This is a genomic window from Phormidium pseudopriestleyi FRX01 (assembly GCF_017313335.1).
Taxonomy (GTDB): Bacteria; Cyanobacteriota; Cyanobacteriia; order Cyanobacteriales; family Laspinemataceae; genus Laspinema; species Laspinema pseudopriestleyi.
Genome location: NZ_JAFLQW010000266.1, coordinates 1 through 5,141 on the forward strand (window position 1 = coordinate 1; position 5,141 = coordinate 5,141).

Here is a 5,141-nt window from a genome sequence, read left to right on the forward strand (position 1 = left end):
TCGTTGGAAGGATAAGCCGGTGGCGATGTCGATTATTCAAGGTCGCTTGATTGGTTTGGCTCACTTTACGGTGGGGTATATCCTGACTTATGCGGCGTTCTTGATTGCTTCGACTGCAAGTAAGTTCGGGTAACTTTTGACGGCTTGCAACGATTTGAACAGACTCTCCCCACCGCAATGATGTTGGCAAAGGGGGAGTTTAAATAAAAATCCCCCGCTATGATAGCGGGGGATTTTTTATGCCCGAGGGCGCATTGGTAACGAGAGCCTAAAAAGAGGGTTGTTGAGGAATAGTCGTTTGTTGTTGTCCTCACCGCTCTTTTTTCGGCAACTGACGATTAATTTAGGGAATGACGCCCTTAATTACTCATCGCTTTCAATGTAGATGAACAGCAGACCCATCAACACTGGGGGCATTAACCAGCAAACGACGGGAATCAAAATCCAAGGCAGGTAAGCAGCTGCGTAAGCGCCGGTCATATCTAATGTCTCCTATTTCAAGTTTTGGGTTGACGAGAGGACTATTAACGACGGTGAGTCGGTGATGTTCCTCTAAAAAGGTGGACTTTTCAAAAATCAGAGTCTGCGGGTGCAGATGAACTAATTTTAGGTGACGCGAGGTCACAAACGAGCAAATTAAAGCCCGAGGAAGGGGCTATAAGGTCTAGTTAGTTGACTAAACCCCGGAAAATGGCATCGACGCCACTCAGGTTTTCTAAGAGGAAATAGGAGACAAATACGCCACCCATTCCACCGACGAAGAACCCAGCGGTGAGCTGACTCCAACCTTCAGCAGTTTTCAAGTCAGCGGGGGCTTGAGGATTTTTGCTGGGGTAATCATCATCACCTGTGGCTTGGAACGAGGCAATCCCGTAGACTGACATACAGGCGGTGCCGATTAAAATTAAAGACATGGCCGAAACTAATCCGCCTAAGTTGGCTGCTTCTGGATAATCGCGCAGGGGACCATATTTAATCCAGGGGCCAATTAGGAAATAGCCGTGGGCCATGCCAATTTCAATCCCACGGAGAATGGGGGAGAGTCCTTTACGGTAGGCAGGCAGGTTACCAATGAATGCTTTGGTGAAGGCAGAATCGCTGACTGGGGTGGAGAGGTGACCCACAAAGGGGTCTCCACCGTAGGGCTTCACGATTTCAATATCTCTTGCATCGGCCATATTTGTTTTTCCTCTTGGTGTGACAAGTCAGTAAAAGAACTTAAGGTAATATTCTAAGCAAGAAGGGGTCGCCTAGTCTCAGAATTAGTGCGTAGCTTTAAAAAACTTCATGCAAAGCGCCTAAATCCCCTGGGGCTGGTAACCACTGATTTTAATTTACCTCGGTTCGGTGACCTTTGCGATCGCGATTCCAGCCTTTATTTTGTGATTGGAGCAGGTTCTGGGTTAAACCTCTGTTTGTGTTAAATTTTGTTAAGAAATTTAACAAGGGAATAGGCCGGGTATTTCTAGCCCTTTAGAGATTTTGGCACAGGTTATGGCCGATCGCCCCGGGTCAAAAGGCAGATTTAAGCTGAATCGGGACCGACGCTGACTATTTCTGCTGGCTTTGCACCCAATTTGGGTCAAAACCCCGGTTTTTTGTCCGGGGAATCGCATCCTGTACTGATGTTTTATAGGGAGTCTAAATCATGGGGAAAATCCAGTTCAGGAGTGGGAGCATCTTGCTCCCTTCAAGTAGTAGGGAGCAAGATGCTCCCACTCCTTTGTGGAATTGTCCAATTTATTTAGACTTGTTGGAGGTTTAGTTAGAGGAACTCAAATGTTGATAAAATTTATAAGTTAGACCCCAATTAAAAAGCGATCGCCAGAGTCTTTCTAGGTTCACGGCAGCGATCGCCTTAACTGGGTCTAGGGGTTATTCTGGAAAATCGGGAATAATCCATTTCGGAGGCTGCATCCGTTTTTTTCTAATGGCTTCTTCGGCGATTTCCATCATTTTATCTAAGGACGTTTCCTGGATAAACTGGGATGTTTGTTCTGCATATTCGCGGTTAGGACATTGGTCTCCCAATACACAGCCATTCACGCAGGCTACAGCACAGTTAATAGTCTCTGTCACGACAACCTCTTCTTGATGTTCTTCTGAGTTGACATTAACCCCAGACGCCTGTATTAGCCTGATGAAAGCAAATGCAGTCGTCTGTTAAGAATTTAAGTTCTGATTGATTATTGTAGCATCACGGGTGAGGGGCATTGATATCCGTGGGACGGTGAAAATTAGAAAAGACTTGAGTATCCCGGAGCACAGAAAAGCGCGATCGCCACTAATACTCCATACGGTTGTCAGAGTAAAAACCCGCACCCTCAAGGGTGGGGCTACACAGACGAAGCCTGCCTTCGCAGGCTACCAGCGAAAACCGACTTTTACCAACCGTATTTGGTATAAACCCTCCCAGAAGACCCCCCGAATCCATTATCTGGGGTACTAGACTTGTATTCTGAGATTCCCCGAAATCTGGGGGATTGCGATAGACTATCAGCAAGGCTAATCTATCCGCAGAGGTGGCGAAGGGATGTTCGGATTCCCTTGGGGTTGCTAGGGTTGAGGGGGTGCGATCGCCCTCTTTGGAAACCCGCCCAATCCAGTTCCTGTGGCTGAGGCGATTATCGATATTTTTCAGTTGGTTTACCCCTTGAAACACCGCCCTACCTCGAACGGATTATCAAGGGTTTTAGCTGTGAATTCTAATCCATATAACCGCTATTTTTTTTACATTATGGCTATCACTGTCATGTTCCGGGCCTTAAATCAAACTGTTAAAATTGGCTCTTTATCTTTAATGATTGCTGGACTCTGGGGCTGTACCAATTTGGTTAAGTCAGGAGTTGGCGTTACCGATATTGAGCAGATCCAAAGCGACTGGCAGAAAAAAGATACGGTGTATTTAAAAGGCACTGTTGAAAATCGTGCACCGTTTCTGGAATCGGGGGCTTATCAACTTCAGGATGCCACGGGAGCAATTTGGGTCATGACCGATTCACCGCTTCCAAATGTGGGGGACCAGATGGTGATGAAAGGTCAGGTTACTTATCAAAGTATTCCCATTGCAGGACAAGAGTTAGGAGAAGTTTACATTAAAGAAATTGAACAACTCGAACGGGAGAGTTCTGCTCAGAATAATCTTTAAACTGTTCTATAGCAGCTCCTAAATCCGTTGTGGAATCCGTCGGCGGCCCCTCTCCCCCTTCGACCCCCTTCGACCCTTCGACCCTTCGACCCTTCGACTGGCTCAGGGCTCAGGGCTCAGGGCTCAGGGCTCAGGGCTCAGGACAGGCCTCTCCCAAAGGGGGAGAGGGGAGATGAAGATGTCATAAATCATTTAGGATTGCTATAGGCAAAAGAAACCGGGTTAATGCAAGAATCCCGGTTTCTTTTCTTTTTAATTAACGTAAAGTTACGAATTCTTCGGCAGTGGAAGGATGAATGCCGATGGTGGCATCAAAGTCTTTTTTAGTGGCTCCCATATTGACAGCAATTGCCAATCCTTGAACGATTTCGGCAGCATCTTTACCGACGATATGAACCCCTAAAATGCGGTCGGTGGTTTTGTCCACAATTAATTTAATCATCACCTTTTCATCGGCATCGGTGAGACTATAAAACATGGGACGGAATTTGGCGCGATAGATGGTTAAATTGTCGCCTACTTTGTCTCGGGCTTCTTCTTCTGTCAAGCCCACTGTGGAGGCTTCTGGCTGGGAAAAAACAGCGGTTGGGATGCCGGTATGGTTAAGATGACGGGGGATGTGTCCAAAGACGGTATCGGCAAAAGCACGTCCTTCAGCGATCGCCACGGGGGTTAAATTCATGCGATCGGTGCAATCCCCGACGGCATAGATATGGGATTGATTTGTGCAACTATCCGGAGTCACGGCGATCGCACCGAGAATCACTTCGACTCCTGCTTTCTCTAAATTTAAGCGGCTTAAATTTGGTGTGCGCCCTGTTGCACAGAGTAACGCATCTACGGTGACAGGCTCATTTTCTTCCCCAGCAAAAATTAACTTTAAGCCTTCATCGGTCTTTTCAATCTTCTCTAGGGTTGTCTGAGTTTTGAATTGAATCCCATGTTTAGTCATTCCTTCTTGGATGTTCTGGGCAATATCCTCATCGAAGCCATTTAAAATATATTCGCGGCGAATAATTTCAGTGACTTCGGCCCCCAACCCATTCATAATCGAAGCAAATTCGACACCGATATAACCGCCGCCCCAAACGGCAAATCGTTTGGGAAATTCACTGAGGTGGAACATTTCATTTGAGGTGATGCCATGTTCGATGCCCTCAATATCCGGTTTGGTTGGTTTTCCTCCCACTGCAATCAAGATTTTGTCGGCGGTTACCTTGCGATCGCCTATTTCAATGGTATGGGAATCCACAAAAGTAGCCATCTCCTTGATTAACTCAACTCCGGCTTTTTCCAGATTATTAATGTGAATCTGATTGAGGCGCATCACTTCTTTTTGAACGGCTTCTACCAACTTGTTCCAGTCAAAATTGGGTTCAGCTTTTTCCCAACCGTAACCCACGGCATTTTGATACAGTTTAGAAAATTGGGATGCATACACCATTAATTTTTTGGGAACGCAACCCCGGATGACGCAGGTACCTCCCACTAAATCTCCTTCGGCGATCGCCACTTTAGCCCCATAAGAGGCAGCCCGTTTCGATGCGGCTAATCCCCCAGAACCTGCACCTATCACAAATAGGTCATAATCAAAGTTCGTCATCTCAGTCACTCCGTTAATCATCGTTTAATAACAGGGTAATCCGTTTCGCAAGGAGATGGGGAGGATGCTTAAGTTTGTAGTAATACCAAATCCGGTTGGTAAAAGTCGGTTTTCTCTGGTAGCCCGCGCTTCTCGGGCTTTGTCTGTGTAGACCCACCGTTGACGGGTGCGGGTTTTTATAGACTTGGGAACTGGAGCTTATAGCGGTTCGGTGGCCTCATTCGCGTACAGATATTTAGAGGAGTGTGAGCATCTTGACAAGAGCTTGTCAAGATGCTCACACTCCAAAAATGTACGCGAATAACTATGGGAAACGCTATAAGCCTGATATGGGGGCGTTACTTGGCGATCGCCAAGTAACGAGGAAACGACTGAAGTCGTTACTACAAA

6 protein-coding genes are annotated in these 5,141 nt (G+C 46.6%); 2 read left to right on the plus strand and 4 right to left on the minus strand.

Annotated features, from left to right (window positions below; all coding sequences use genetic code 11):
* Positions 1-133: hypothetical protein (locus J0895_RS09705; RefSeq protein ID WP_207087902.1), on the plus strand; the 133-nt coding region annotated here is incomplete at its 5' end.
* 230 nt (positions 134-363) lie between these two features.
* On the opposite strand, the gene J0895_RS09710 is transcribed toward J0895_RS09705, so the two are convergent.
* The 3 genes from J0895_RS09710 to J0895_RS09720 form a co-directional block, all read right to left on the minus strand.
* The gene (locus tag J0895_RS09710) at positions 364-480 is read right to left on the minus strand and encodes a photosystem I reaction center subunit VIII (RefSeq protein WP_207087898.1); all 117 of its coding nucleotides are present in this window, start codon (positions 478-480) and stop codon (positions 364-366) included.
* 188 nt (positions 481-668) lie between these two features.
* Positions 669-1,178 carry a photosystem I reaction center protein subunit XI gene (locus J0895_RS09715; RefSeq protein ID WP_207087899.1) on the minus strand — a complete coding sequence of 170 codons (510 nt, stop codon included), beginning with the start codon at positions 1,176-1,178 and terminating at the stop codon, positions 669-671.
* 697 nt (positions 1,179-1,875) lie between these two features.
* Positions 1,876-2,079, minus strand: a complete 204-nt coding sequence (locus J0895_RS09720; RefSeq protein WP_207087900.1) for a hypothetical protein — start codon at positions 2,077-2,079, stop codon at positions 1,876-1,878.
* Positions 2,080-2,698: 619 nt separating this feature from the next.
* On the opposite strand from J0895_RS09720, the gene J0895_RS09725 reads away from it, so the two are divergent.
* The gene (locus J0895_RS09725; protein WP_340643488.1) at positions 2,699-3,148 is read left to right on the plus strand and encodes a hypothetical protein; all 450 of its coding nucleotides are present in this window, start codon (positions 2,699-2,701) and stop codon (positions 3,146-3,148) included.
* 256 nt (positions 3,149-3,404) lie between these two features.
* Here J0895_RS09725 and gor read toward each other — a convergent pair whose 3' ends face one another.
* Positions 3,405-4,751 (minus strand): glutathione-disulfide reductase, encoded by a 1,347-nt coding sequence (gor, locus tag J0895_RS09730; RefSeq protein ID WP_207087901.1) that lies wholly within the window; start codon positions 4,749-4,751, stop codon positions 3,405-3,407.
* Between the last annotated feature and the right edge of the window lie 390 nt (positions 4,752-5,141).